25 protein-coding genes are annotated in these 26,578 nt (G+C 45.0%); 15 read left to right on the top strand and 10 right to left on the bottom strand.

Features of this window, described 5'->3' with window-relative positions:
• The first annotated feature begins 376 nt into the window (after positions 1–376).
• Positions 377–1,702 carry an ammonium transporter gene (locus AC27FN_RS05020; protein WP_487166918.1) on the top strand — a complete coding sequence of 442 codons (1,326 nt, stop codon included), beginning with the start codon at positions 377–379 and terminating at the stop codon, positions 1,700–1,702.
• On the opposite strand, the gene AC27FN_RS05015 is transcribed toward AC27FN_RS05020, so the two are convergent.
• Together AC27FN_RS05015 and AC27FN_RS05010 are read right to left on the bottom strand one after the other, a co-directional pair.
• Positions 1,680–2,267 (bottom strand): TMEM175 family protein, encoded by a 588-nt coding sequence (locus tag AC27FN_RS05015; RefSeq protein WP_487166917.1) that lies wholly within the window; start codon positions 2,265–2,267, stop codon positions 1,680–1,682. The genes AC27FN_RS05020 and AC27FN_RS05015 overlap by 23 nt on opposite strands.
• Before the next feature lie 155 nt (positions 2,268–2,422).
• The gene (locus tag AC27FN_RS05010; RefSeq protein WP_487166916.1) at positions 2,423–2,785 is read right to left on the bottom strand and encodes a RepB family plasmid replication initiator protein; all 363 of its coding nucleotides are present in this window, start codon (positions 2,783–2,785) and stop codon (positions 2,423–2,425) included.
• A 204-nt stretch (positions 2,786–2,989) separates the two neighbouring features.
• On the opposite strand from AC27FN_RS05010, the gene AC27FN_RS05005 reads away from it, so the two are divergent.
• Positions 2,990–3,136 (top strand): hypothetical protein, encoded by a 147-nt coding sequence (locus AC27FN_RS05005; RefSeq protein WP_487166915.1) that lies wholly within the window; start codon positions 2,990–2,992, stop codon positions 3,134–3,136.
• Positions 3,137–3,385: 249 nt separating this feature from the next.
• On the opposite strand, the gene AC27FN_RS05000 is transcribed toward AC27FN_RS05005, so the two are convergent.
• Positions 3,386–4,747, bottom strand: a complete 1,362-nt coding sequence (locus tag AC27FN_RS05000) for a DUF2252 domain-containing protein (protein ID WP_487166914.1) — start codon at positions 4,745–4,747, stop codon at positions 3,386–3,388.
• Positions 4,748–4,841: 94 nt separating this feature from the next.
• A complete protein-coding gene (gene map / locus AC27FN_RS04995; RefSeq protein WP_487166913.1) occupies positions 4,842–5,624 on the bottom strand; it encodes a type I methionyl aminopeptidase in 783 nt (260 codons plus the stop codon).
• 279 nt (positions 5,625–5,903) lie between these two features.
• Here map and AC27FN_RS04990 point away from each other — a divergent pair, with 279 nt between their 5' ends.
• From AC27FN_RS04990 to AC27FN_RS04965, 6 genes are all read left to right on the top strand, one after another.
• On the top strand, positions 5,904–6,695 hold the full coding sequence (locus AC27FN_RS04990; protein WP_487166912.1) for an alpha/beta hydrolase: 792 nt from the start codon (positions 5,904–5,906) through the stop codon (positions 6,693–6,695).
• Positions 6,696–7,115: 420 nt separating this feature from the next.
• Positions 7,116–8,066 carry an L-lactate dehydrogenase gene (locus AC27FN_RS04985; protein WP_487166911.1) on the top strand — a complete coding sequence of 317 codons (951 nt, stop codon included), beginning with the start codon at positions 7,116–7,118 and terminating at the stop codon, positions 8,064–8,066.
• Between the two features lie 210 nt (positions 8,067–8,276).
• Complete coding sequence (locus AC27FN_RS04980; protein ID WP_487166910.1) at positions 8,277–9,659, top strand: class II fumarate hydratase; 1,383 nt, start codon at positions 8,277–8,279, stop codon at positions 9,657–9,659.
• Positions 9,660–9,682: 23 nt separating this feature from the next.
• Positions 9,683–9,814, top strand: a complete 132-nt coding sequence (locus tag AC27FN_RS04975) for a hypothetical protein (protein ID WP_487166909.1) — start codon at positions 9,683–9,685, stop codon at positions 9,812–9,814.
• Between the two features lie 11 nt (positions 9,815–9,825).
• Entirely contained in the window at positions 9,826–11,244 is a 1,419-nt protein-coding gene (locus AC27FN_RS04970) for an anion permease (RefSeq protein WP_487166908.1), read from the top strand.
• 407 nt (positions 11,245–11,651) lie between these two features.
• Entirely contained in the window at positions 11,652–12,572 is a 921-nt protein-coding gene (locus AC27FN_RS04965) for an aldo/keto reductase (RefSeq protein WP_487166907.1), read from the top strand.
• Between the two features lie 80 nt (positions 12,573–12,652).
• Here the strand turns inward: AC27FN_RS04965 and AC27FN_RS04960 are convergent, their stop codons facing one another.
• The 3 genes from AC27FN_RS04960 to AC27FN_RS04950 form a co-directional block, all read right to left on the bottom strand.
• A complete protein-coding gene (locus AC27FN_RS04960; protein ID WP_487166906.1) occupies positions 12,653–13,084 on the bottom strand; it encodes a tautomerase family protein in 432 nt (143 codons plus the stop codon).
• A gap of 13 nt (positions 13,085–13,097) precedes the next feature.
• Positions 13,098–13,850 (bottom strand): PaaX family transcriptional regulator C-terminal domain-containing protein, encoded by a 753-nt coding sequence (locus AC27FN_RS04955; protein WP_487166905.1) that lies wholly within the window; start codon positions 13,848–13,850, stop codon positions 13,098–13,100.
• Between the two features lie 222 nt (positions 13,851–14,072).
• Complete coding sequence (locus AC27FN_RS04950; RefSeq protein ID WP_487166904.1) at positions 14,073–15,017, bottom strand: sugar-binding transcriptional regulator; 945 nt, start codon at positions 15,015–15,017, stop codon at positions 14,073–14,075.
• 243 nt (positions 15,018–15,260) lie between these two features.
• On the opposite strand from AC27FN_RS04950, the gene citC reads away from it, so the two are divergent.
• The 5 genes from citC to AC27FN_RS04925 all read left to right on the top strand — a co-directional run bounded on the left by citC (position 15,261) and on the right by AC27FN_RS04925 (position 20,162).
• On the top strand, positions 15,261–16,319 hold the full coding sequence (gene citC, locus AC27FN_RS04945) for a [citrate (pro-3S)-lyase] ligase (protein WP_487166903.1): 1,059 nt from the start codon (positions 15,261–15,263) through the stop codon (positions 16,317–16,319).
• On the top strand, positions 16,309–16,602 hold the full coding sequence (gene citD, locus AC27FN_RS04940; RefSeq protein WP_487166902.1) for a citrate lyase acyl carrier protein: 294 nt from the start codon (positions 16,309–16,311) through the stop codon (positions 16,600–16,602). The genes citC and citD overlap by 11 nt, the downstream gene beginning before the upstream one ends.
• Before the next feature lie 2 nt (positions 16,603–16,604).
• On the top strand, positions 16,605–17,519 hold the full coding sequence (citE, locus tag AC27FN_RS04935) for a citrate (pro-3S)-lyase subunit beta (RefSeq protein WP_487166901.1): 915 nt from the start codon (positions 16,605–16,607) through the stop codon (positions 17,517–17,519).
• Positions 17,509–19,047 (top strand): citrate lyase subunit alpha, encoded by a 1,539-nt coding sequence (gene citF, locus AC27FN_RS04930; protein WP_487166900.1) that lies wholly within the window; start codon positions 17,509–17,511, stop codon positions 19,045–19,047. Before citE ends, citF begins: the two co-directional genes overlap by 11 nt.
• 218 nt (positions 19,048–19,265) lie before the next feature.
• Entirely contained in the window at positions 19,266–20,162 is an 897-nt protein-coding gene (locus AC27FN_RS04925; RefSeq protein ID WP_487166899.1) for a LysR family transcriptional regulator, read from the top strand.
• Between the two features lie 93 nt (positions 20,163–20,255).
• Here the strand turns inward: AC27FN_RS04925 and AC27FN_RS04920 are convergent, their stop codons facing one another.
• The gene (locus AC27FN_RS04920) at positions 20,256–22,124 is read right to left on the bottom strand and encodes an FAD-binding protein (protein ID WP_487166898.1); all 1,869 of its coding nucleotides are present in this window, start codon (positions 22,122–22,124) and stop codon (positions 20,256–20,258) included.
• Between the two features lie 184 nt (positions 22,125–22,308).
• Between AC27FN_RS04920 and AC27FN_RS04915 the strand changes: the two genes are divergently transcribed.
• Both AC27FN_RS04915 and AC27FN_RS04910 read left to right on the top strand, forming a co-directional pair.
• Positions 22,309–23,235 (top strand): LysR family transcriptional regulator, encoded by a 927-nt coding sequence (locus AC27FN_RS04915; RefSeq protein ID WP_487166897.1) that lies wholly within the window; start codon positions 22,309–22,311, stop codon positions 23,233–23,235.
• Between the two features lie 71 nt (positions 23,236–23,306).
• The gene (locus AC27FN_RS04910) at positions 23,307–24,308 is read left to right on the top strand and encodes a tRNA dihydrouridine synthase (RefSeq protein WP_487166896.1); all 1,002 of its coding nucleotides are present in this window, start codon (positions 23,307–23,309) and stop codon (positions 24,306–24,308) included.
• A 68-nt stretch (positions 24,309–24,376) separates the two neighbouring features.
• Here the strand turns inward: AC27FN_RS04910 and AC27FN_RS04905 are convergent, their stop codons facing one another.
• Both AC27FN_RS04905 and AC27FN_RS04900 read right to left on the bottom strand, forming a co-directional pair.
• A complete protein-coding gene (locus AC27FN_RS04905) occupies positions 24,377–25,606 on the bottom strand; it encodes an ABC transporter permease (protein WP_487166895.1) in 1,230 nt (409 codons plus the stop codon).
• Entirely contained in the window at positions 25,599–26,495 is an 897-nt protein-coding gene (locus AC27FN_RS04900; RefSeq protein ID WP_487166894.1) for an ABC transporter ATP-binding protein, read from the bottom strand. Before AC27FN_RS04900 ends, AC27FN_RS04905 begins: the two co-directional genes overlap by 8 nt.
• Positions 26,496–26,578: the final 83 nt, after the last annotated feature.

Genomic DNA, 26,578 nt, shown 5'->3' with positions numbered 1-26,578 from the left:
ATGCGTCGAAAACTTCGCTGTAAGCGAGGTGAATACGGCGCAGATCCCGTTTTTTTAGCATCATTTGAGTTAGGCTGACCTGAGATCCAGCCGCAACGGACGACTTGGCGCGGGGAATAAAGCTTTGATTTTGGATTTTTTGTCAGATAGCTCATTTAGCAGTCACTTTGTTTCTTGACAAACTTGATAAGTTTTTCTAAAGCCATTTCGGCGGGAAAACTAACCTAACAACCAATGAAGGAGTAATGAGCTTAAACATGTGTCATAAAAGCTAACATTCACCTATACCAATTACAAAATTGGCCTTTACAGGTCGTAAAACGACTCCTATACTGCTCAACCATAGGCAAAGAGAGAATTAGAAAAGGGTGGTTAGATGAATGCAGCCAATACGGCCTTTATGGCTTTAGCAACCATTTTAGTGTTATTCATGACGCCGGGATTAGCCTTTTACTACGGCGGATTAGTCAGCAAACGTAACGTTGTGAATACAATGCTGTCGGTATTTGTTATCTGTGGAATTGCAATTATATTATTTATTGCTGTGGGCTATGAATTGGCATTTAACGGCGACTTTGTTGGTGTAATTGGTCGGGTCAATCACTTTTTTCTACATGGTGTTTCTTTAACTAAGCTCACTGCGACCGGCATTCCCGAAGGGTTATATTTCCTCTTTGAAATGATGTTTGCCATCATTACGCCAGCGTTATTTGTTGGTGCAGTGGTCGGTCGAATTCGTTTTAACTTTCTGCTTGCTTTTATTATCTGCTGGAGTTTATTGGTGTATTACCCAATGGTGCATCTGGTCTGGAGTACGCATGGGTGGTTAGCTCGCCTAGGCGTCCTTGATTTTGCTGGTGGGACAGTTGTCCATATTAATGCCGGGATAACGGCTTATATCTTGTCGGCTTTTCTGGGACCGCGGCTAAAAACGACTCAATCAACAGATGAGGCGCAGCCGTATAATTTACCGTGGGTATTGTGTGGGACAGCGATCTTATGGATAGGTTGGTATGGATTCAATGCGGGCAGTGCATTAGCCATTAATCAGGTGGCTGTGACTGCTATGTTAACGACAACCGTGGCCACGGCGACCGCCATGGTTGTTTGGCTGATCCTTGAAATGTCATTACGCGGTGGTAAAGTATCGCTTACCGGAATTTGTACAGGAACGTTGTGTGGTCTGGTTGGGATCACACCCGCCGCTGGTTATGTCACGGTGGCTGGGGCCTTTTGGATCGGAATGCTGGCCACGTTAGCAAGTTATGGCTTTGTTCATTATTTAAAAGCCAAAATTGGGATTGACGATGTGTTAGATGCTTTCGGCTGTCATGGTGTCGCCGGCATTACCGGTTCACTTTTAACTGGTGTTTTTGCCAAGCGTCAGATCAATCCGGTAATTTCGCATAATGGCTTACTATATGGTGGTGGGTGGCAGTTATTTGGCCGTCAGTTGTTAGGCACTGGGTTGACGGTTATTTTAGTGGCGGTGGCAAGTACAGCGGTTGTCATCAGCTTGCGGCGGTTTATTTCAATGCGGGTGACACCAGCAGCTGAATATCTTGGTTTGGATGAAAGTGAACACGGTGAGCGCGTTGATGATAGTGAAAGTTCAATTCGGCTAATTGCCCAACACAAGACAGAGTTTGCTGGTCAATTAGCCCGGCTGAACGGTGAGTCTAATCATGATCCAGATGATTGAGTTCTTCTTCCACCCGGCGCTCAGGAATAAACCAGATTAAAATGGCAAAGAAAGTACTGATTAAAATCATTGGCGGCCACCAAAGGCCGATCCCGATGCCGATCAATGGGATCAAAATGTAAGCCGTAATTTTACCAGGACGTGAAATGGCGTAACGCAATTTTTTGTTATCTGGATCCGCTAAAACCAAGGCCCATTCCAAGGTGAAGTAGCCGATAGATAGCAAAATAAAAACGATTCCATAGAAAAATTCGGCTGGGAAAGCGTTAAAGTGCTCATCGACAAATTTGCTGGCATATGGGAAAAATGATGCACTAAATAACATGAATCCGTTAGCCCACAAGACACCACCGTTAATTTTACGAACAAGTTGGAAAATGTGATGTTGGTTATTCCACATCACCAGCAAGGCAGTAAATGAAATGAAATAAGCAATAAAGCTCTGCCTGAGAGCCCAAATTGCGGCCCAAGTTGCTGTTTCAGGTTGCTTAAGCTCTAAGACCAAAATAGTCATAGCGATGGCAAGAACTGCATCTGTGAAAGCGGTTAAGCGTTCTTTACTCAATTTTCAGTTCCTCCTCCGAGGTTGTCTTTGGATTTATTATGACATAATTTATGAAGCAAATTCTGGTTGCTTTTGATAAAAAATAACCTGTTGATTGATGCACGCTTAGGTACAAAATCAACAGGTTAAATATTAATCGCAATCAATAATCAAACTTATTTTTTCCAGTGAGCCTCGTCAATTTGAACTAAAAATTCAAAATCAGGATTCAGTTGAACCGAGACAATCTGCTGGTCGTTAACTAGACCAATTTTACTGAAAAAGTCATGTTTCACGGGTCCATCACCCAGATCGTAAGTCGTACTGGTCTGACTGATATGATCGATGACAGTCGTGAGTAGCTGGTTGAAGTCGGTGTCAGTGTCATCGGTTAGCCATTGTAGTTCATCATAATTAAAAACAACGGAAGTCCGTCGTAAGTGGTGCATTCGCGTCAAAATCGCAAAAAAGAGATTCAACTCGTTTTTGGATAAATTAGCAAAGTCGACCCCCTCAATGTGCATGTCATTATTTGCCATAATTACAGCTCCTTTCAAACATCTGCATTGCCATACTGTTACCATACGCTTGCCTAACCATTTTAATCAATTATTTATGACCATAATCGCTAATTATAAAGTTTTACCATGCTTTGAGCACGATTACTGACGAACGGTCGTTTGAACCTGTATAATTACTTTTGTTGACTAGAACTCTGACAAGACTGAAGGAGTGAGCCACAAATGAGTAAGAATAACGAACCACATAAGCGCATTGACTTTGATAGCCCGAAGATGGATTGGGTGGTGGATCAGTTGTTTACTGATCCAACGGAGGGTGAGACGAGTACCCCGCACAGTTTTGAAATTTGGATTAGTCCAGAAAAATAATGCGTGTTTCACGTGAAACAAGTTTTGCTTAATCGGCACTAACCTGCTGATTGGTATGAATACCAGCAAATAACTCAGAGCACAGTCAGCCGCTTTGAGCCTGAGCACTAGCAAGTTGCTAGGCACAAGGATCAGGCTGACGTAGCTCGACAAAAGCCATCTCAAGGGATGGCTTTTTCGTTTGAAAATAAAGTTGGTGGTACTGGTTTGGCTAACCATGGAATTACTCTGGCAAAAGAGACATCTGGGCTAATGATTAGGATGTTCCTGCAAGAACGCGGCGTAATCAGCTTCCACCTGAGGTACATAAGCTTCTGCCCATTGTACCATCGCTAAATCGAACGCTTTATCGTTATCAATGTATCCATCAATCATTGGCGCAGTCGGTGTTTGACAGTGATCGATAGCCAGCAACCGACCACAAGCTTCAGCGTAGAGGTGAAATTGCTGCCAATTTAGACTATGCAGATCAACGGATGTTTTCATATCCCGAAATTGACGAACATAAAAGCTGTGATGACGACTTTGAAAGTAGCCGAGAAATGGGTCGGAAGCAGATTGGAGAATTTTTTGCGACTCAATAATTCGCTGACCTTCACTCTCTTCAAAAGTCGCGCTCAGATTCAATTGACGTTCTGCACCTGTTTTGCGCGTGGGCAGCGCTTCCTTGATTTGTAAGACTAAATGGCTACCATCGTTACTGGTGAGGAGGACTAAATAGCACCGTGAGCCAAAGCTGCCGACGCCGACACAGTGACGGGCGACGTCAGTTAGCGCATATTGTGACAGTAATAATGCCACGTCGGATCGTACCGTGGTTCGATAGGCCGCCAAATAATCGTTGATATGGCGAGTGACGTCATCATCGGTATGACGAGTAATCTTGGCATTGTCGATAAAGCGTCGACCATGGGCGGTTAGTGAAGTGAACTTGTTAACGACTTGTTCAGAGTTACGCTTCTGGGCTTTATCAATAAACGTTTGTATGAGTGGACGAGCTGGGCTGCTGGTCGGAGCCGCCGATAAAATGCTCTCCACATCATTTGCCGGATAGAATCGAGCCAATGTTGATCGTTGGCAACTAAAGTGAATCCCTTTTCGATAACTTTTAGCGACATGACGAACCGCTTTGTGGATCTTTTTGGCAGAAAAATCATTTTCTTGACCAGCTAAAATGACACTGACAAGTAGCCGTTTGACATCGCGTTCCCACGAGTTCACGCCAGCTTCGTCAAAATCGTTAAGGTCGAATACTAAGCGGCGTTCCGGCGAGGCAAAAAAGCCAAAGTTGCCTAGATGGGCATCGCCAGAGATAACCACGGGGATGTGGGTACTGGCTTGGTGATTTAGGTCATAGGCCATCAGTTCAGCAGTGCCCCGAAAAAAAGTAAACGATGAGACACCCATCCGCCGGTAGCGTTCCGGCAATAATTCGGGGACTAGCATGTCAGCGATGCGTGACATGAGCAGGGTGGGGTCTCGTTGTTGCGGGATAAAACGACCTAACTGGGCAAAAGGGACTTGTTGACGCAATTGCTGCCCTTGTTGGCATAAATTTTGTTGAGATTGCGTAACTTGAATGTTGGTCAGATTGAGTCCAGTATTTGACATGACCCAGCACCCCTTAAATTAGTTAGTGTAAACGCCTTGGTTCCATCAATTCGTGAACCAAGGCGTTTGTGTGCATTGCGTAAAATGACAAATTTTATAAGTATTTAGCGTCAAATTCAGGATCTTGACTGGTTAAAATCTTGGGACCATCTTTAGTGACAACGAGCGTGTGTTCATATTGACAACTCAAACTGCCATCCAACGTGCGAACGGTCCAACCATCATCGGCAACTGGTGCACATCGCCAATCTCCAATGTTGACCATTGGTTCAATGGTAATCGTCATACCTTCACGTAACCGGAGGCCCTTACCCGGTTCACCATAAGCAGGCACCATTGGGTCTTCATGCATCGTGGGTTGAATTCCATGGCCGACGTACTCGCGGACATCTCCGTAGCCCATTTCATCTTCGACATAATGCTGAATTGCCCAACCAATATCACCGATTCGGTTGCCAACCACAGCTTGATCAATGCCGAGATAGAGTCCCTTCTTAGTAACATCCATCAGTTTTTTGACTTCATCACTGACGTCACCAACGGCAAATGCCCAGCAAGAATCAGACATGTAGCCGTCGACGCTAATAACCGTATCGACTTTAACTAAATCGCCATTTTTTAGGAGTAACGCTTTTCTTGGGAACGCGTGACAAACTTCTTCGTTCACACTGACACAGGTTGCGTAGTCGTAGCCCTCGAAGCCCTTTTCCTCTGGTTTTGCGTGATGGTCGTCTAAATAACGGAGCGCATAGCGTTCAATTTCCCAACTAGAAATGCCTGGTTTGATGATATCGCGTAAACCAATATGCATGCCGGCTAAAATGGCGCCAGCTTTGCGCATCCCTTCAATTTCACGGGGTGATTTTAAAGTAATCATGACTAATTTTCTTCTCTTTTCTACAAGACTTAGTTACTCACTCGTCTAGTATACCCATTTACGCTAAAAAATGCAGGGGAGAGGAAGCTTGTGCCTGACTCAGGTCGTAATCGCATTTTCTGCCTAAGGGTATTAGTGTGATGAAAAAAAGTGCTTCGCGCAAAGATAACCCGATACTTCCTTGAGTAAAGTTGTTACCCTTCGTGGCTCATCTGGTGGTAGGCTAAGCCTAGATTAGGATCACGATGATGAAATGATCAGAAAGCATGGGTGAGATAAATGGCAAAAATTTCTCAAACAACAGATGTTGTCTATGATACGGCTTTAGATTTGAAATTAGATGTTTATTATCCAGAAGATCAGTCGTTGCTTGGTGGCATTATTGATATTCACGGTGGTGGCTGGTTCCGCGGTGACAAGGCAAAAGATGCCGATTGGGCGACACGATTAGCGAATGAGGGCTTCCTGGTGGTTGTGCCCAACTATCGAATCACGCCAGCTGGCTATTACCCAGATCCTTTGACAGATATGGACCACGTTTACGATTGGCTGCAACACAGTGACTATGACTTCGATAAAAGTAAAATTGCTGCGGTTGGTTCTTCAGCTGGTGGCAATATGACGGTTGAGATGGGCATTAAATTTGGGATTCCGATCGTCTCACTTTCTGGAATTATCGACATTGAGGATTGGTTACAACATCATGAAGCCGTCGTTGCTAAACCGGATACGTCGCAAGATTTTAATGCGGCGAGTGCTCAAATTGATCAAACTGGTGCGAATGACTCCTTCTATAAATGGTTCGTAACAAATTACTTCAACGGGCGAACGGATCAATTTAAGGATGCGACGCCATATTTACATGTGACGGATCAAACTGGGCCAATGTATTTAGCTAACTCACTCAATGAATTTGTGCCAACTTCCGGTGTAATTAGTTTGGCAGAAACGTTGAACGCGCATCAAATTCCCTCTACAAGTCGGTTCTTGACTGGCTCACGGCACGCCAAAGGTTATTTAGATGACGTGTACGATGAAACAGTGGCCTTTTTAAAGCGGAACTTAGCCTAAGTATTGGGCTGTGTATTACTTAACATCCAAGAGAGCGAGACATAAGTCAGTAAGTGCCGAGATAACGACGACCTGCGAATGATGATGGATTATTCATCGTTGGCAGGTCGTTTTTGGTGGCGTCACTTGACTTATGTTCCGGATGTTAACTATCTGGAAACAAAATTTAGATGCTAGTTTTGTCACGAACTCCCTTTGGTGGCCTTGACCGTTTGAAAAAATATTCACATAGATTATTTTAATGGGAACTGCGTTGTTTGACTATAATCTGATGTAACGGTTACGGTTATACCATCAGAGTTGTAATGTTAGCGCTGCCAACATTTCCACTGAGGTTCATTGCGCATCCGTGAATTCTACGATTTATCTTTGTGCATAAATTCATTTAACCACAGCTATGGAATGGAAAGGAAGTTTACTTTGGCAAATCAAACCAAACATCAAAAAGTTGTTTTGATCGGCGATGGGGCGGTTGGGTCCTCATATGCCTTTGCAATGTTGCAACAGCAGATTGCTGACGAGCTGGTCATTGTTGATATTCAAACTGATCATGTTAATGGGGATGCCTTAGATTTAGAGGATGTTCAACCGCTAACTGGGCCACTGAATGTGCATCCGGGTTCCTATCAAGATGCGGCTGATGCTGATTTAGTGGTTATTACAGCCGGCGTACCGCGTAAGCCGGGCGAAACGCGCTTGGATTTGGTTAATAAGAATCTAAGTATTTTGAAAACGATTGTCGGCCCGGTCGTCGAGAGTGGGTTTGCTGGTATTTTCATCGTCGCTGCTAATCCAGTCGATATTTTAACGATGGCGACCCAGAAATTATCAGGTTTTCCACGAGAACGGGTGATTGGTTCAGGAACTTCATTAGACTCTAGTCGATGGCAAGTGGCATTGGCGAACCGTTTATCTGTCGATTTGCGTACGGTGGATGCCTATATCTTAGGTGAACATGGTGATGGTCAATTTGCAGCCTACCAAGCAGCGACGATTGCTGGACAACCTTTACTGACAGTGGCTGCTAAACAGGGCGTTAGTCAAGCACAATTGTCGGATTTAGAGACTGCCACTCGCAAGAAAGGCGGATCAATCATTGGTCTAAAAGGCGCCACTTTTTATGGTGTGGCGACAAGTCTGATGCGGTTGAGTCGCGCGGTGCTACATAACGAAAACATCGTCCTGCCGATTGGCGCGCCGGTCGATGGTCAATATGGCCTCCATGACTTATACATTGGCACACCAGCTGTAATTAATGCGCAAGGGGTCGCCCAAGTCTTAGAAGTCCCGTTGTCTGCGGAGGAGCAAGCCAAAATGGTTGCATCAGCCAAGTCGTTACAGGCCATTGCGGCTGACGCCTTGTCCGACTAAAAAACTTAGCGACAGATAGATAAGTCTGGTTCGAACAGTGATGATATTAATGTTTTTAATCAGTCCTGCAGTGTTTGACTATCGGATTAAACGCGCGCTATCTTAAGCATAACAAAAATATCGTGATCTATTGAACAATCAAGAAACGATCAAACCTGTTTTTTTATATGCAATTGTTAATAAACACACAATAAAATGGAGGTACTACTAATGTCAGATGTTCGTGTAGAAGAAGATACGATTGGACCAGTTGAAATTCCTAGTGATGCGCTGTGGGGACCACAGACAGAACGAAGCCGGAATAACTTTCCAACCGGGCAGTTTATGCCGATTGCCATTATTCGTGCGTTACTGCAAATCAAAAAAGCCGCTGCGGAAGCGAACTTAGAACTGGACCAAATTGAGGCCGCAAAGGGTCAATTGATTGTGCGTGCGATTGATACGTTATTGGCGCTCGATGACGAAGAACTGCGGAAGGACTTTCCATTGCGAGTGTACCAGACTGGTTCTGGCACGCAAACGAACATGAACACTAATGAAGTCGTCGCTCATCAAGCGGCAAAGTTAGATCCCACAATTGAAATTTTACCTAATGATGATGTCAACAAGGGGCAAAGCTCCAATGATATTTTTCCCACAGCGATGAACATTACGGCAAGTGTGGCGATTGCCAATTTAGAGGAAGCAGCCCAACATCTGATCGATGAACTCAAGGTAAAACAGGATCAGTATTGGCGAACAGTTAAGATTGGTCGCACCCATTTGCAAGACGCGACACCCTTGACGTTTGGTCAAGAAATCAGTGGTTGGGTCAGTGCATTGGAACATGACCGTGATTATTTGAAGTCTTTGGACCATACGTTATTGGAACTGGCGATGGGTGGAACGGCTGTCGGTACCGGCTTAAACGCCGCGCCAGGGTTTGCCGATGATATTGCTAATCGAATGAAGCACGTTTACGGACAATCCTTCACGGCGGATACTAATAAATTCTATGGTTTGGCGCATCACTCCAATTTGGATGTGGTTCATGGTGCCATGAAGACACTAGCGGCCGATTTAATGAAGATTGCCAATGATGTCCGCTTCTTGGCTAGTGGTCCGCGGGCGGCTTATGCAGAATTAAATATTCCGGCCAATGAACCAGGTTCTTCAATCATGCCAGGTAAAGTTAACCCAACGCAAGCCGAGGCGATTACGATGGCGGCCGTGCGGGTGATGGGCAATGATGTGGTGGTGACGATGGCCTCCTCACAAGGAAACTTCGAAATGAACGTTTACAAACCGGTGCTCATCGACGCCTTTCTTGAATCGGCAGAACTGTTGCGGGGCACGATGATTGGCTTTGCAGACAAGATGATTCATGGATTGACCGTCAATGAAACACGAATGCAAGAACTTGTCGACAATTCCCTGATGACGGTGACAGCTTTATCGCCACATATCGGCTATCATGACAGCGCAAAAATCGCCCAAGAGGCTGATCAGGCTGGGACCACTTTGCGCGAGGCGGCCTTGAAGTCCGGGAAAGTTTCCGCGGCGCAATTTGATGAATGGGTCGATCCACTGAAGATGACGAACATCGATCGATAATCAGTCCAAACGGAGGCGTGAGCATGGCATTTCTATTCTTAAGTGGTCTAGGTCTGGCATCTTTGCTAGTTGGGGTGATGTTAGCGACCTTATCAAGTGAAACAGTGCGCTATCGTGATGTGACAGCGTTCACTGCGCCGACGGATGAAAAATAAGGGGAATAATTATGGGTTTAGAAAAGGTAAATTATAAAAAATTTCTTTGGCCGATTATTATTGGCTTAGTTATTTGGTTCATTGCACCCGTTCGTCCAGCGGGAATCTCACTGGCTGCCTGGCATGTATTAGCTATTTTTGTCGCGACAATTGTTGGGTGTATCACGCAGCCACTGCCGATCGCTGGGGTAGCTTTGCTGGGCATGACTTTGACTGTTCTGTTGGGACTCGTCCCGATGGAAAAAGCCGTGACGGCCTTTGGTACGAATGTGGTCTGGTTAATCGCCATGGCGTACTTTCTTTCTCGTGGCTTCATTAAGACCGGCTTTGGTCGGCGAGTTGCGTTAAATTTCGTGCGCTTGTTTGGTCGACGGACACTTGGACTCGCTTATGCGCTGATTGGTGTGGATTTAGTCACTGCACCGGCAACCCCAAGTAATACGGCTCGTGCCGGGGGAATCGTCTTTCCGATCATTGATTCGTTGGCGACTACTTTTGGCTCAAATCCTAAAGATGGGACTGAACGAAAAATTGGTTCTTTCTTGATGTTCTCAGAATTTCAAGGGGACATTATCACGTCGGGGATGTTTATGACCGCGATGGCGCCAAACTTAGTTGCTGTGGCAATGGCCAAGGCCGCGCACGTTAACATTACCTGGGTCGGCTGGTTCTTGGCCGCCTTGGTGCCAGGAATCATCAGTTTAATTGCAGTGCCATGGATTATCTATAAATTGTATCCACCAGAAGTCAAGGAAACGCCAAATGCAAAGGAGTGGGCGGAAAAAGAACTGGCGGAAATGGGGCCGATGAGCGTAGCTGAAAAGATCATGTGTGGTGTTTTCGTGCTTGCATTATTCCTCTGGGTTATTTCTAGCTTCATTGGTTTGGACGCGACGTTGGTGGCCTTCATTGCCGTGACGCTCCTACTAATCACGGGTGTTCTATCCGTGCAGGATGTCTTAAAAGAAACTGGCGCCTGGAATACAGTACTGTGGTTCTCGATTCTGATTTTCTTGGCGAACCAATTGACAGCGATGGGATTGATTCCATGGTTATCCAAGTCAATCGGAGTTGCCCTTCATGGTGTCAGCTGGCTGCTAGTACTCGTTGTTTTATTCCTGTTTTACTTCTATACTCATTATTTATTCGCCAGTGGGACCGCGCATGTTAGTGCGATGTATGCGGCTTTGTTGGCGGTAGCTATTTCAGCGCATGTGCCTGCAATGTTAGCCGCAATCATGTTAGCTTTATGTGGTCCGTTATTTAGTTCAACCACCCACTATGCAAGTGGTCCAGCGACCGTTATTTTCGGGGCCGGTTATGTCAAACAGTCTGATTGGTGGCGTCTAAATGCCATCTTAGGTGTCTTTTACATTATCGTTTGGCTTGGCGGGGGTCTACTCTGGACCAAAGTATTAGGATTGTGGTAAAAATTTTCCTCTAATGATTCAGTTAAACAAGCCATTTTTGAATTTGAAAAAATGGCTTGTTTTTCTTTTCTTGTCGAGCTACATAAGCCTGTTACCTGTGCCTATCCCAGCCCGATCAATTGGCAAAGGACGCCAACTTCTCAGGCTCGGTAACACCCAGCTTGTTTCGCTCTGAGTCCTTTGTCGAGCTACACCAGCCTGACGTCTGTGCCTAGCCCAGTCTGCCTAATTGGCAAAGAACGCCAACCAGTCAGACTCAGCTAGTGCTCGACATCACCCGGCTTGTTTCGCTCTGAGTCTCGGTTTAGTGCATTTATTTGATCATGGCAGTGAACAGATTGGTTTACTTTCGTCTTGAAACTTCTATGATGAATTTAGGATGGTAAATAGACAAGGAGGATAACCAAATGGCAGCAAAAGTGACAATTGGGAAAAGTTCTGTGACGACCACTAAGCTAGGTTTAGGGACGAATAAAGTTGGTGGTCATAACTTGTTTCAGCATTTAGTTGATGAAGATGGGGATGCGGTGGTGAAAACGGCTTTGGATCAAGGTATTCAACTACTGGATACGGCTTATATGTACGGTCTAGGTCGTTCAGAAGAGATTATTGGATCAGTGTTGAAAAATTATAATCGGGATCAAGTCGTGTTAGCGACCAAAGCGGCTCAAGATCCGGAAAATGATCTGAAGCCTAATAATAATCCGGACTTTTTGACTAAAGCGGTGGACGATGCGTTAAAACGACTGCAGACTGACTACTTAGACATCTTTTACATTCATTTTCCAGATGATCAGACACCTAAAGATGAGGCAGTGGCCGCCTTGGCTAAATTAAAACAGGCCGGTAAGATCCGCGCGATTGGCGTGTCGAACTTTAGCTTGGCCCAAATTAAGGAAGCCAACCGAGATGGTCAGGTTGACATTGTGGAAGATAACTATAGCTTGGTTCATCGAGGACCAGAACAGGATCTATTCCCTTACCTTCGCGAGCAAGATATTTCGTTTGTGCCGTATTTCCCATTAGCCTCTGGATTATTGACCGGGAAATATTCGGATCAGGATGCAGATAAGTTCGGGCAGTTCACATCCACCAAATTTAAATCAATGATGGCGGCGGTGTCTGTCGTGCGCAATTTAGCCGAACAACATGAAGCAACAGTCGCACAAGTTGTCTTAGCGTGGTACTTAGCGAATCCAGATGTAGCTGTCGTTATTCCAGGTGCCCGTAAGTCAGCCCAGGTAACAAGCAACGTTCAGGCGTTAAACATACAGCTTTCAGATGCTGAATATGCGGAGATTGATCAGACGTTCGCAGCATTTAAATAATCAAGTTACTTAATTTAGGTAAGATAATAAAAATGGCGACGAGCGTTGAAAACGCTCGTCACCATTTTTTGAAATGAAGTTTATTTACCTTGCAATTCAGCAATATCAGCACGTGCTTTGGCCACCAATTCTTCATTGGTGTAGGCGTGACCGGCTAGCCCCCAACCGCCAGCGACTGCTTCGGTTAATAACACCCAAGTCCGCGCTTTAAGACTGGAATCATTAGCGAATTGTGCAACTAAATCAGTCAGCTTCTGGGTTAGTTCCAACTGTTTGTCGCGATCTAAAGCACCTTGGTTAGTTAACACTTGAACACGGACATAATTTTGGTCACCAGCTGCGTTGGCAAATGTATTATCAGGCAATTCATGAACAAATCCAGCCGTATTATTTTTGAACATTGGAATGGACGGAACTTGTTCGACCTGCATCATCAAGGTTGCAGCAGCCTGAGCGAGTTCTTGTGGATTGGTAAAGGTTCCTTGAGTCGCATAAATATCGATCATTGGCATATGAAATAGCCTCCTAAAATTTTCGAGTCAGTAAGTCAAAATCAAAATAAGCTGCATACGGTCCTTTAGGGTCAGCCTGAGCAACAATGTTATGTCCTAATTGAATCAGACGGCGTAAGACGCGGTAACCTAACCAATCATCGCCAACTAACTTTTTCGGTAACATTGGATCAATGACATAGTAGCTACCCGCTAAATCAATGAGCTGTAAGTACTGATGAAGAAGGGCCAAGTTATCGGTAAGGGAAATGGTTAATGATGGGAAAATTTCATTTAGTTGCTGCTCAAGGTTTCGCAAAGCAACTTTGACAGCAGCTAAATCCCACCACTGATTGAGATCAGTGACCGTGATGGCAGGCGTTAACGTTGTCGTCAGCAAGGCATGTACATGGCTTGCATCAATGGTGTTTGCAACTGATCGGCGGTCGCCAATTGCTAAGTAGGTTCCATTACCCATGGCACCAAACCCTAGACGCTTCAATAGCGTCGTTGTTTGTTGTCGCTGGGTGGCTTGATTTGCTTCAAAACTAGTTAAAAAAAGTGTTAAGGGAAAATCAGTCTGATTTATTTCACCAACCTTTTCTTCCAGCGCCTGCAGATAGGTGTGATCATCAGCGGCTAATTGATAGTAGCCGCGTTTCGGTGAGGTAATCTGTCCAGACTGCTTCATTTTTGACAGGGTAATGCGAATATAACTGGCTTGGGTTCCCAGACCAGTCAAAATGGTAATCAAATCGCTGGTCGGGGCCAGATTAGCCGTGTCCAACAGATAGGTAAGATGTCGCTGAGTTGAATTAATGATTGACTCCTTTCAAATTTATATACAAATAATACTACTTTTTAGATAAAATGTATATAAAATCATTCGCAATTTGATATCAGTTAACCTCAGACAAAAACCGACGTTAACTGGCATTTCCAACGCAAATAGGGCATAAATCAAGTGGTTCCGCTTACCGACTTATGCCCCGTACTAAAAAATAAAATTTTATTCCGTCGCTTCCAATAACACCCGATTGGCCACTGCTTCATTCGTGATGATATCCGTTAAAAAGCCACCACGTAAGGCACCTAACAGTGCACGGCTCTTGAATTTGCTTTTCACGATGGCGACTCGGCGTGGAATGGCTAATAAATCGGTCATCGACTGGCCCATCGTTTTATCTTGGCTGTTAAGTAATTGACCGTTAATGTCGTATGGCCGGCCAAATAAGACGCCAGCAATGGCTTGACTGGAGACGTCCGGAAACAAATCAGCAAAGTATTGTTTCCAAACAGGAATACTATTGATTGACGCTAACGTACCAATACCAGCAAACACGAGATCTAGCTGGTCAGCGGCTGTAAAGGCTTCTTGAAAGGCTGGCTCTGAAGTCAATTGTTCGCGGACTTGGTCATTTTGGATATAGAGTGGTGCTGGCATGGTGACAAAATGCGCGTCGAATTTAGCGGCTGCTTTTTGGACCAATGGGACCGTGCTAGCAGCCGTGTTGAGTTTTAAATTATCCCCGATAAACTGGGTAAAGACGAGATTTTCTTGAACCTCAGCTTGAAAATGATCAATGATGTTCCAAACGGTGCCGCCCCAAGTCATCCCAACTGTATGACTGTGGTGAATTAATTCTTGAATCTCGCTAGCGGCAAAGTCAATGATATTAGCGGAATCCTTATCCGGTGATTCGCTATCACGTAGGATAAACATATGATCCAATTTAAATTGGCGTTTGAATTGTAATTCTAATTCCAAATTTCGGGAGACTGGTGCATCGATACTGATTTTAACCAGCCCCGTTGCAAGCGCTTCGTCCAAAGCTTTGCTGAGTAAATAACGGCTCAATTGGTATTTTTTTGATAGATCGGTAATCGGTAATTTAGATAGGTAATAATCCTGAGCAATGCTAGCCAGTAAAGCCCGATGTTTTACGTCATCCATAAATTATGCCTCACGCTTTTTGTTCGTTTATATACATTTCATCACAAGTTTTAACAAATGACAAGTCGATTCGTATATTTTAAAAATAAGGCGATAATGTTTTTATGAATTAAAAATAATTAACGATTATTTGCAAAATTTAGATAGAGGAATTACACTGTGATTGTAGAATTCACTGAATGTCATGTTGAATTATCGATTTAATGTGATTGTTTGAACGATGAGCAAGGAGATGGTGCGTCGATGGCAGCAACGGTTGTGGATCTGCATTTGCACGATCCACAAGTACGGCAGACATGGATGACATTTTTAACGTCATTAGGCATTACAGATTTTGATGCTAGCGAAACGGCTCAAATTGACTTTACTTTAGGCATTTATGAAGATAATCGATTAGTGGCGACTGGTTCAGCGGCAGGTAACGTTTTGAAATACGTGGGCGTTTGCAATGAGGGAGAGACCAACGGCGCGCGCTTTAACACGATTGTTTCGGCGTTGATCAATCGCTTAGCCCAAGCCCAGATTTTTCATCTATTTGTCTTCACTAAGCGCCAATATCAACAGAGTTTTCAACATGTGGGTTTTAAAGAATTAGCTCACAGTGATGTAGCCGCTTTGTTAGAAACCGGCGATACAGGTATTAGTGACTTTTTAGCAGCTATCCCGCGGGTGGCTGATCAACAGACCAAAAAAGTTGCTGGCATTGTGATGAACGCTAATCCATTTACTAACGGACATCGTTATTTAGTCGAAACAGCGGCTAAGGAAAATGATCTCGTCTATGTGTTTGTTGTGAACACGGATGCTTCCCTATTTAGTACCGACCAACGCGTTCAGTTGGTCAAAGCCGGTACTGCTGATTTGAGGAAGGTCAAGGTGATTAATGGCGGTGATTACATGGTCAGCTACGCCACTTTTCCGGCTTATTTTTTGCCGACGCCGGATCAACAGATCGACTACCAGACAACTTTAGATGCTCGCTTATTTCGTGAGCAGATTGCCCCGGAGCTGGCTATTTCAACGCGTTATGTGGGCAGCGAACCGCGCTCGCATACGACGAGCATCTATAATGAAGTGCTCCAGCGAGAATTACCGCCGGCGGTGATGGTCAAGGTGGTTGAACGAAATCACACCGCGAGTGGTGAGCTGATTACCGCCACCGCCGTGCGTCAGGCAATTGCTGAAAATGCGCTTGAGTCTGTGCGATCGTTTGTACCAGCAACAACCTTTACCTTTATTGAGCAACATCTTGATGAGCTACAAGCTCGCATTCAGAAAGGAATGAATATTAATGGAAATTAAACAAACCGCGTTGGCGGGAACTGTGGAATCCTCTGACATTCAAATCATGCTTTCGAAAGGTAATGATGGGATTCAGATTGACTTAGAGTCGGATGTTGAAAAACAATTTGGCAAACAAATTCGCCAGGTGATCACACAGACGTTACAAGCCTTTGAGCTAACGGATGTGAAAGTTAAGGCAGTTGATAAAGGCGCGCTGGATTGTGTCATCAAGGCACGCACCATCGCGGCGGCACAACGTGCTCTGTCAATTCAGGATCAACCTGCTTGGGAGGTATTATAGACATGGCGGAGACAGAAGAACGCTTACGAAGAACGATGATGTTTGTTCCAGGAAATAATCCCGCGATGGTTAAAGATGCGGGGATTTATGGGGCAGACTCGATCATGTTTGATCTAGAAGATGCCGTTTCATTAGCAGAAAAAGACGCTGCTCGCGATTTAGTTTACGAAGCACTGAAGAGTCAAGATTACGGAGAGGCAGAACTGGTTGTGCGGATTAACGGCGATGATACACCATTTTATCAAAATGATGTTCGTGCAATGGTCAAGGCCGGTATTGACGTTATTCGCTTGCCGAAGACTGAAACGGCTGAAATGATCACCAGCCTGGAAGAAGATGTCTTAGCGGCTGAAAAAGAATTTGGTCGTGAGGAGGGTTCCACTCATTTGATGGCCGCGATTGAAAGTGCCAAGGGAGTTCTCAATGCGCCAGAAATTGCTGCTGCATCTGACCGCATGATTGGAATTGCCTTATCCGCTGAAGATTACACCACGGACATGAAAACGCATCGCTATCCGGATGGCGCGGAACTTGAATTTGCCCGAAACATGGTGCTCCACGCTGCTCGGGCGGCTGGAATTGCTGCATTTGACACGGTCTTTACCAATATGGATGACACAGATGGTTTCTATCGCGAAACGCGCTATATTCATCAACTTGGCTTTGATGGAAAATCCTTGGTTAACCCGCGGCAAATTGCGATGGTTAATGAAGTCTATCAACCTACTCAAGCTGAAATTGAGAACGCCCGTAATGTGATTAACGCGATTGAGGAAGCCCGGTTGAAGGGTTCTGGTGTTATCTCGATGAATGGACAAATGGTAGACCGCCCCGTTGTTTTGCGTGCTCAACGGGTGATGCGCTTGGCAAAAGCATCTCACTTAGTAGATGAGGAGGGTAATGACCTTGAAAAATAATGTAAATCGTGACCTACCAGATGAGTTAATGACGCAATTGCAATATCAACCTTACCAGACGACTGAGATTGGTCATCCAGAAATTCAGCGGGTAGCGCCTAAGGTTCGTGCTCAAACCGGCGACGATAAATTAGTTGATTCGATTGAAGACGTGGTTAAAGCAACGGTTAAAGATGGGATGACGATCTCTTTTCATCACCATTTTCGTAATGGCGATTTTGTCTTTAACCAAGTGATGCGGGTGATTATTGATGCCGGGATTAAGAATTTAACATTGGCTCCCTCGTCATTGACTGGTGTGATGAACGACATGGTGATTGAAGCAATTAAGGCCGGAACGGTCACGAACATTACCAGTTCGGGAATGCGGGGTTCACTTGGCGACTTCGTGTCACACGGTGGTTTGAAGAACCCGGTCATTTTCCGTTCTCACGGTGATCGGGCACGCGCCATTGAACACGGTGATATTAAGATCGATGTGGCCTTTCTCGGGGTGCCTAATGCTGATAAATTAGGCAATGCGAATGGGATGGACGGTAAAGCGGTCTTTGGTTCCTTGGGTTATGCGTTAATGGATGCTCAATATGCGGATCAGGTGGTCTTGCTGACGGATAATCTCATGCCTTATCCGAACACACCGGCTTCGATCAAACAGACACAGGTGGACTATGTGGTTCAAGTTGATAAAGTTGGTGATCCCGACAAGATTGGCTCAGGTGCGACGCGGTTTACCAAAGACCCTAAGGAATTGAAGATTGCCGAAACGGTAAACAATGTTATTGTGAATTCACCCTACTTCAAAGATGGCTTCTCATTCCAGACCGGTTCTGGCGGTGCAGCATTGGCGGTAACTCGTTACTTGCGCCAATCAATGTTAGATAATCAAATTAAAGCATCCTTTGCGTTAGGCGGAATCACCAAACCAACAACTGATTTATTAAATGAAGGTTTGATCGACAAAGTGATGGATGTGCAAGACTTCGATAAGGGTGCGGCCGACTCGATGCACACCAATCCTAACCAACAAGAAATTGACGCCTCTTGGTACGCAGACCCTGATAATAAGGGGGCCATGGTTGATCAATTGGATGTGGTCATTTTGAGTGCGCTAGAAATCGATACCAAATTCAACGTCAACGTAATGACGGGTTCTGATGGCGTGATCCGTGGCGCCATTGGCGGACATCAGGATGCCGCAACCGCTAAACTGACGATTATTTCAGCACCGCTGGTTCGCGGCCGAATTGCGACCGTGGTCCCAGATGTGACAACGGTGATTACGCCGGGCGACTCGATTGACGTGTTGGTTACTGAATATGGGATTGCGATCAATCCTAAACGTCAAGATCTGCAGCAAGCATTAACTAATATTCCGGGTGTGCCTGTTTACACGATTGAACAATTGCAACAGATGGCAGCTGATAAAGTCGGCCATCCTGAACCACTGCAATTTACAGATCGGGTTGTGGCATTGGCTGAGTATCGAGATGGCACGGTTATCGATGCCATTCACGAAGTTAAAGATTAGGATCAGGCCATGATGATACCGACTGAAAGTAACCTCATGTGGTATGAATTGAGGTAACCAATACGAACGGTTTAGCTATTCCGAACAATCGAGAATCACCTATCTCCCGAAAATGGAAAATAGGTGATTTTTAATTTCCGGATCGTTAACACGGCTAGTCTGGAAAATATGGTAATCTTACATTAGTTAAAAAATTAGCTTGGTCAAAGGGGTGCCCCATGAATACACGTGATTTGGCTTACTTCTCGGCGTTAGTGACGCAAAAAAATTATACGGTGGTCGCCAGTCAGTTTAAGGTGAGTCAACCAACGATTACAGTGGCTATCCAGCGTTTGGAAAATGAGTTTGGGGCGCCCTTAGTTCAGCGTGATCGGGCCCATAATAAATTAGTCATCACTCGGGCAGGGCAACTTTTATATCAACGAGCACAACGTATCTTAAAGGATTTAGACTTGGCCTACTTGGAAGTCGAACAAGCGGAACAATCGACAATTCGTTTCGGCATGCCTCCGATTATCGGGACAATGTGGTTTCCACTGATTGCCGGGGAATTATTTTCCAAAGGCTTACTTCATTATTTGGAAACGCTGGAGGTTGGTTCTGATCAACTGTTAAAAGAACTAGAGGCCGGGAAGATTGACGTCGCGTTGTTAGGTTCAGTACGGCCAATGCATGAAGCTAATTTAGATAGCATGTTGCTGGCTGCTCATCCATTTCGAGCTGTTGTCAGCAAGCAACATCCGTTAGCTGACCAATCAGCCATTGCGTTTGAACAACTCGCTAATGATAATTTTGTGACGATGACTGGCAAATTCGTTCATCCCCAAGCCCTTAAAGCGTACAGTGACTACGCGGGCTTTACACCAAATGTTGTCTATAGTACACCGGTCTTGTCGCTGATTAAGGGGCTCGTGCGTGCCAATCTCGGTGTGAGCTTACTCGTTGATGATGCCATTCAGCCCAGCGATGATGTGGTTGCGTTGCCATTAACTGATCCATTGCCCGAACGTTTTAACATGTCATTAGTGATTCGCAAAGCATTCATGCCGAACCCAGTTCAACAGGAGTTTATCAATGTGTTGACTGGGTTGAAAGATGCCGTGGGCAAGAAGTAGCAACTAAAATCAGCCGGTACTAGCCAATTTGGTTAGTGCCGGCTGATTTTTATGTTATCTCTTAAAGAACTAGAAGGCTCCTCAGGGGATCAATTAGGCAACTGTGTTTGTTGCTTTATCGATGGCATCTTTGACGGCATCTTTAATCGCATGACTAGTAACGGAGGCACCGGATACAGCGTCAACTTCATACGTATTCGCGCTAACTATACGATCCGGCATTTCTTTGACTGCACGACCACCGACTTCACTGGTTTCGCTTTGCGAAACAACGTCGACATTGATTAACTGACCAGCTTTATAGGTGATTCGAACGATAATTTGACCACCGATACCGTTATCACTGGTACCTAAATATTGATCTGGACCAAGGGAAATCTGACCAAGATCTAGTTGAGCAGTAATCAAGTCGTTATTGTTGGTTGCCGACGCTGTTGAATGCTGACTAGCCCCAGTGGTTGCGTCGGTATCGGCCGATTCAACCGTGTTAACACTGTCTGATTTTGACCTTGCGGCATTTTCACCAGCAATTTTTCCGAAAATCAAGCATTCGGCTAAATTACCACCACCTTGGTACTGATTGGCAGAGATGCCGCCTAATTCGCCAGCGCCGTAGAGATGTGGAATTGGCTGACGATTGGCATCAAGGATTTCTGCTTGTGCATTACGTCGTGGACCACCCTGAGTGTTGAGCACATCATGAGTGAGTTCGACCGCATAAAACGGTCCTTGACCGAAGGCACGCATCGTCGTTGGATTCCGATGGAAGGCGACGTCATGGCCAGTTTGTGCAGCGGTGTTAAAGTCAGTTATTGTTTCGGAAAGAATTGTAGGATCGGCTTCAATCTTAGTTGCTAACTCGGTTAATGAATCAGCCGTAATCAGGTCATCTAAAAAGGCCGGATAAGGTAAGGCTTTAGCTGCCTTAAAATCCGCTAATTGGGTCTGATCAAAGACTAGGTGCGGATGGACATTGGTTTGTGGGACGCGCCACATGCCATGGTCATAAATATGGCCATGACGATTCAGTTCGTCCTCTTTAAAGTAACGGCTACCATCGTCAGCGACAGTGATGACACTGCCAGAGTACATGGCTTCCCCTGGATTAAGTAATAATTGAGCTCGTTCACCCGCTTTTGGCTTGAAGGCCAGTCCATGAAGAAAGCCCAATGCTTCGTAATTATGCATATGCCACATATCTGCACCGACTTCTTCGGCCATCCGAATACCATCGCCTTTGTTGTAGAGACTTCCTAAGACGGCCAAATGATCTGCCCCTAGATAATCTTGAATCGCCTGACGATCGTTTTCGAAACCGCCAACAGCTAGCACAACGCCGTTTTTAGCTTGAATATAACGTGTTTGACCGTTTCGCTCGATTGAGACACCCAGAATCACTTTACTTTCTGGATCTTGGATTAAATGTGTAGCTGGTGAATTTAACCACACATCGATTGAATCAGAACGATCTAGTACCTTTTGACGTAAAATTTGCCAAAGTGCAGCGTCAAAGAGGCCTTTATGGACAGTTGTAAAGTCATAAGATTGGACACCGGGGAATTCTGGATATTCATGCACGGCGGGTTCAAGCGGAATTGGAGCGACTGGAGCCAGATCTTTAACGCCGCTTACCGGTGCAACATCTAAATAACGGCGAACATAATCAGGGATGTCGACCATTCCTTGCACGTATGTGTCAATCATCGCTTCGTCAAGATCCATCGGTGCGGTGAGCGCCTGATAGTATCGTTTAAGCCCGTCAAAATCAGTACCGGTACCAATTAATTGGGCGGAATATCGTGTGTTACCGCCTTCGTGACCATTAGGTGCAGCATCAGTCAATAAAACTTTAGCGCCAGCATCGGCGGCAAATCGAGCGGCAGTCGCGCCGGCACCACCAAAGCCAAGTACAATCACGTCATAAGTTGCATCCCAAGTGGGAGTGGTAAATTTTTCAGTCATCAGGAAAGGTCCTTTCTGCGTAATGAGGCTAAGTTAAGTAATGAGCAATCCTTTGTGTCGATTATGTAACCGCTATCAACAAAAGTGAAATTCGAATTCTTGTCAATGATCATGACTAAATTGTCATGATTTGTAATGCGGTAAAATGGGAATAACGCGTTAAAGACCATGGAGGAATGAGATCATGACAGAACGCTTAACCGAATTTCTGACTGCGATTAACCAATTTGATACGTTAACGGCTGCTGCTCAAAGTTTGTATGTTAGCCAATCTTACATCAGCCGCCGACTCAACAATGCTGAAAAAGAATATGGTGTTCGATTAGTGGAGCGGCAACGAATCCCGGTTCATTTAACTTATGCAGGTGAGCGACTACTATCCTATTTACAGCGAGAACAACAGTTACAACAAGCTAAGTTAACTGAAATGAACCGATTAGGAGAATTTAAATTTGGATCCATCAGCATTGGGATTAACCAGCCTTTAGCGGCCACTTGGCTTCCTCAATTATTGCCCGACTTTTATCAAGTTTATCCGCAAATTCACACAGATTTACGAGAGGTGACCACTTCTAAAGCTGAAGGTATGTTACTAGATGGGCAATTGGATGTGTTCATTGGTAAGACGATCTATCATCCTCAGTTGGAATCTAAACCACTGGGTGTGATGCCATTATCATTATTAGTCCCACAAAATTCACGTTTATATCGAGCCGGAATGTTTCAACGAACAGCCACGATTCAAACGATTAGCCAGTTAAACGGTGAAAATTTTATTGCAATAGGTGATGACTCTCGATTCCAAGAAGTGGTTAATCATCGTTTCCATGATAGTGGTATTCACGTTAATTCGCGGATTGAAGCGAGTGATTCACGCGTGGCAATTCAACTTGCACTAAAGCAGCTGGGCTGTGTGATCGTTTCTCAAAATATGATCGCCTCATTAGATCAAAAATTACCGATCAATGTTTTTAACTTTGATGAATCATTACTGAGTCTAGATTTTAGTGTTGCTTATCGTTTAGCAGAAATGCCTTCGCAAACAACGGCCAAGTTTGTTGAACTTTGTGTGGCCAAGGCTCAGCAACTCATCAATACTATACCAATGTAATCACGTGCATATCTGCCCGAAATCGTGGTAAGATACCCGGTGTTACTAAACAAAGGTAAGGAGATCTTTTCGTGACTCAAACAAACTACTGGCAGACGATTGCGGCGCAGGCGCGTAAGGAACAGCGGCCAATTTTACAGTTAGCACCTATGGAAGCAGTGACTAATGCAGTGTTTCGACGGGTGGTTGCGCAAGCCGGTGCTCCCGATGTTTTTTATACGGAGTTTGTCAATGCTAAGAGTATTACACATGCACAAGCAAAATTTTCGGCGCAAGGGCGGTTATACGTGGCCGATGATGAAGTGTCTACACCAATTGTTCAATTATGGGGTGATGAGGGTGAGGACTTCGTCAAAGCTGCCGCCGCTGTTAAACAGCGCGGATACGAGGCTATTGATATCAACACAGGCTGTCCAGATGCGACGGTAATTAAGAATCATGGTGGCAGTGACTTAATCCGACACCCACAGGCTGCCGCAGAGGTGATCGCAGCTGCCAAGACGGCGGGGTTACCGGTCTCAGTTAAAACACGTTTGGGTTTCAGTAAAATCGATGAATTTAGGACGTGGATTCCTTTCTTACTCGAACAAGACATCCCCATGCTGACGATTCATTTGCGGACGCGCCAAGAAATGAGTAAGGTGCCAGCCCATTATGAATTAATTGATGAATTGGTCAAAATGCGCGATCAGATTGCGCCACGAACGCTTCTTGCCATCAATGGTGATGTGGCCGACCGCACGCAAGCTACTGAATTAGCCAATGACCATCCTGGACTAGATGGCGTCATGATCGGTCGGGGAATTTTTACCAATCCATTTGCATTTGAAGCAAATCCGCAACCGCATTCCACAGCTGAATTGATTCAGCTATTGGAAACGCAGCTGGATCTATTTGATGATTTTTCTGCTCGTTATGACAATCCACGCTTCCCGTCACTCAAACGTTTCTTCAAGATTTATATTCGCAATGTGCCTCACTCAGCTGATTTGCGTAACCAGTTAATGGAAACGAAGAGCACTGACGAAGTTCGGGAAATTTTAGCTGAAAGTCCAATTGTTCATGCTTCATAAACTATCACAAAAGGCCTGCTCACATGACGAGCAGGTCTTTTGTGTGGCTAATAATACTGCTAATTCAATTAAGTGCGTCTTGATCGTCGGAAGTTAAACCAACGACGGCGGGTGTTGTAGTCTAAGACGTGACGGCGATATTCGCGTAAGGCGACCCAAGTAAGCCCGATCAAAGCAATAAAAGCAATGCCAATACTGATCCACACCTCAACTAATGAGGCGTTACCAACTGCATAGCGCACCGGCATTAGACTTTGGGAAAGAAAGGGGATAAACGAGCCGATTCGAATCAATAAACTGTTGCTGTTAACCGCGATGAACGACACGATATAGGCAATCATGCCAACGGTAGTTAATGGCGATAGTACTTGGCCGACTTCTTCTTGACGCGTAACCATCGCCCCTAGCATGGCTGCAATCACAGTGTACAGCATGATACCAACTAAAAAGTAGGCAATTAAGACAGTGATCATCCCGGGCTGAATTTGATTAAAGGAGAATTGCTTCAACATCCCGACATTTTGATGGAGTACTTGGATACCGACGAGACTAGCCAAACCAGTGACCACGACTTGTAGCACAATTAACGCTAGCATACCCGTGATCTTACCGAAGAATTGAATGTCTGGACTAACGGAACTGACCAAAATTTCCATGATGTGCGATCCTTTTTCGGTCGCAGTTTCTTGAGCAATCATGCTGGCATACAAATTGATAAACATGTAAATCAACAAGGTGACCACAAAAGCAACGGCAGTATTAGTACCCTGTTGGTTTGAACGTTGACGGCGTACATGCCCATTTTGATAAGTGACATTCTGGGTATGATAAGTGCTTGGTGTAAATAATTCTTGTAATTGTTGGCCGGTTAAGCCCAAACGGACGGCTGTTTGACGGATTTTTAACGTATTTAAGTTATTTTTCAAGGTGGCCGACTCTAAAGAGCTGCCATTCGTGCGCTGACGATAGGTGGCTGACACTTTCTTATCAGTTACCGTCACCGTTAAATAGCCATCCAATTTCTCATTAGCGAGCTGTTTTTCCGCAGCGGACCGGGTGGTCAATTGTCGTTTGACATGGTAGTCTCCGTGGGTCGGAGATTCAATCAATGCTTTGCGAAACGTTTGATTCTCACTGATGATAGCGATTTGTGGCGTCTTTTGCGTTTGTTGGTTGATAAACACAATCAAGCCAATGATGGCAATCAGAATGACGGGGAATAATAGCGAAATGATATAAGCAGGTGACTTTAGATTTTTGCGAATGACTTGCCGAGCAACAATCATTAATTTATTCATGTTCTGCACCTACCTCGATCCGGAAGATTTCATCTAAAGTGGGCGGCTCCTGTGAGAATTCAGGAATGTAACCGTCCGCGGTCGCTGCCGTAAAGAGTTGCTTGCCCACCTCAGCATTAGCCAACGTGAGATAAAAAGCGTTGCCTTGAACAGCGACGTGGGTTACGCCAGGAAATTCAGTGAGTTGGGTTTGTGTGAGTGGCGAGCGTAACCGCACCCTTGTGTTGCCGAATTGCTCACGGATACTGACTGGGGTGCCCTGAAGCACCGTTTCACCGTTGCGCAACATGAGCAGCGTGTCGCTGACACGCTCGACATTAGCCATATCGTGAGAAGAAAAAATAATGCAAGCCCCACGCTGTTTCATCTCTAAAATACTATCTTCCAATAATTGGGCGTTAACCGGATCTAAGCCACTAAACGGTTCATCCAAAATAATGAGTTTTGGCTCGTGAATCAGGGTCGCAATCAGTTGAACTTTCTGTTGATTTCCTTTAGAGAGGTCTTTGATTTTGTCGGTTAAGTTACCTTTGACGTCAAACCGACGCATCCATTCCGGTAGTTTTTGTTTGGTAATTGCCGCTGCTTGTCCACGCAATGCCGCAAAATATACCACTTGTTCTTGGATGGTCATTCGCGTATATAAACCACGTTCCTCAGGCAGAAATCCCACTGTGTCATAATCGCTTGGTGTCAGTGGGTGACCATTCCATGATACGGATCCTGAATCCGCAGGTAACAGATTGAGAATCATGCGAAAGGTGGTCGTTTTACCGGCCCCATTTTGCCCGATGAGCCCCATGATGTGACCATCATTAATCGTAAATGATTCGTCGCGCACGCCTCGATTTTGGCCGAATTTTTTAGTTAAATGACTGACTTTTAGCATCGCGCTCTCCCGTTGATTCTTAATTATGATGCCTTTAGTATACGGGTTCGTAGTTGATAAACCAATAAAGTTTAGCTTAGTTG

It is taken from the genome of Furfurilactobacillus sp. W61-4 (genome assembly GCF_057545565.1).
Note: the sequence above shows the minus strand (reverse complement) of the source record. Positions and strands in the feature narration are given on the sequence as shown.

Coding starts and splice junctions, on each gene's coding strand:
- AC27FN_RS05020 (WP_487166918.1), top strand. CDS start 377: ATGAATGCAGCCAATACGGCCTTTATGGCTTTAGCAACCATTTTAGTG.
- AC27FN_RS05010 (WP_487166916.1), bottom strand. CDS start 2,785: ATGGCAAATAATGACATGCACATTGAGGGGGTCGACTTTGCTAATTTA.
- AC27FN_RS05005 (WP_487166915.1), top strand. CDS start 2,990: ATGAGTAAGAATAACGAACCACATAAGCGCATTGACTTTGATAGCCCG.
- AC27FN_RS05000 (WP_487166914.1), bottom strand. CDS start 4,747: ATGTCAAATACTGGACTCAATCTGACCAACATTCAAGTTACGCAATCT.
- map (WP_487166913.1), bottom strand. CDS start 5,624: ATGATTACTTTAAAATCACCCCGTGAAATTGAAGGGATGCGCAAAGCT.
- AC27FN_RS04990 (WP_487166912.1), top strand. CDS start 5,904: ATGGCAAAAATTTCTCAAACAACAGATGTTGTCTATGATACGGCTTTA.
- AC27FN_RS04980 (WP_487166910.1), top strand. CDS start 8,277: ATGTCAGATGTTCGTGTAGAAGAAGATACGATTGGACCAGTTGAAATT.
- AC27FN_RS04975 (WP_487166909.1), top strand. CDS start 9,683: ATGGCATTTCTATTCTTAAGTGGTCTAGGTCTGGCATCTTTGCTAGTT.
- AC27FN_RS04970 (WP_487166908.1), top strand. CDS start 9,826: ATGGGTTTAGAAAAGGTAAATTATAAAAAATTTCTTTGGCCGATTATT.
- AC27FN_RS04965 (WP_487166907.1), top strand. CDS start 11,652: ATGGCAGCAAAAGTGACAATTGGGAAAAGTTCTGTGACGACCACTAAG.
- AC27FN_RS04960 (WP_487166906.1), bottom strand. CDS start 13,084: ATGCCAATGATCGATATTTATGCGACTCAAGGAACCTTTACCAATCCA.
- AC27FN_RS04950 (WP_487166904.1), bottom strand. CDS start 15,017: ATGGATGACGTAAAACATCGGGCTTTACTGGCTAGCATTGCTCAGGAT.
- citC (WP_487166903.1), top strand. CDS start 15,261: ATGGCAGCAACGGTTGTGGATCTGCATTTGCACGATCCACAAGTACGG.
- citD (WP_487166902.1), top strand. CDS start 16,309: ATGGAAATTAAACAAACCGCGTTGGCGGGAACTGTGGAATCCTCTGAC.
- citE (WP_487166901.1), top strand. CDS start 16,605: ATGGCGGAGACAGAAGAACGCTTACGAAGAACGATGATGTTTGTTCCA.
- AC27FN_RS04925 (WP_487166899.1), top strand. CDS start 19,266: ATGAATACACGTGATTTGGCTTACTTCTCGGCGTTAGTGACGCAAAAA.
- AC27FN_RS04920 (WP_487166898.1), bottom strand. CDS start 22,124: ATGACTGAAAAATTTACCACTCCCACTTGGGATGCAACTTATGACGTG.
- AC27FN_RS04915 (WP_487166897.1), top strand. CDS start 22,309: ATGACAGAACGCTTAACCGAATTTCTGACTGCGATTAACCAATTTGAT.
- AC27FN_RS04905 (WP_487166895.1), bottom strand. CDS start 25,606: ATGAATAAATTAATGATTGTTGCTCGGCAAGTCATTCGCAAAAATCTA.
- AC27FN_RS04900 (WP_487166894.1), bottom strand. CDS start 26,495: ATGCTAAAAGTCAGTCATTTAACTAAAAAATTCGGCCAAAATCGAGGC.